At 41.4% G+C, this 645-nt stretch carries 1 protein-coding gene; it reads right to left on the minus strand.

Annotation, left to right across the window (positions count from 1 at the left end; translation table 11 throughout):
• On the minus strand, nt 1-284 hold a 284-nt coding region (locus tag R7P74_RS27095; RefSeq protein WP_318123761.1), incomplete at its 3' end, for an elongation factor P hydroxylase.
• Nucleotides 285-645: the final 361 nt, after the last annotated feature.

Genomic DNA, 645 nt, shown 5'->3' on the forward strand with positions numbered 1-645 from the left:
ACTTTTTCGAACTCAGCTTGTACGGCTTCAGTGCGTCCATCCGGCTCATACCAGTAGCCAAAATCTTCCATTAAACGACGTTCAGGACCAGCGACACACCAGTGCGCGATTTCGTGCAGAGCAGAAGCGTAAAAACCTCGAGCAAAAATAATACGATGGTGAGGATGCTCATCATCAGCTGGCAGATAAATAGGCTCATCACCACCAAGCTCTAGCGTGGTGTTGAATTGCTCAAGAAAAGTGTCATTGAAAATGGTGATTAGATCTTGGTATTCGTGGGTCATCGTCGAGTCTGTACTTCAAATTGACATGCGCTGCGCATTGTCGCTGTTTTTGCAAATAAGGTAAAGGCATCCCACAGTTTTGGTTATTAGTTGAATTTATCTGAACCGACCTTTCTCAATACAATTTCTCATTCGTCAGCGTACTCATTTACTAATACACTCTCGCCTTATTTTGGTGCCACTCAAATTGCTGTTTTTCAAGCAGTTTGATTATGAGCATGTTGCTGGTTTTAATCACTTTTTAAGACTGATTAAGCCGTTTGTAAGTGTTGTTACTGCCCTAACCATTTTGTAATGGATAAACGGTAACTTTTTACTTTGAGTGTTCCCCTATGTTGCTAAGTGTGTTGTATATCATTGG

The sequence above is a fragment of the Vibrio sp. 2033 genome (assembly GCF_033339735.1).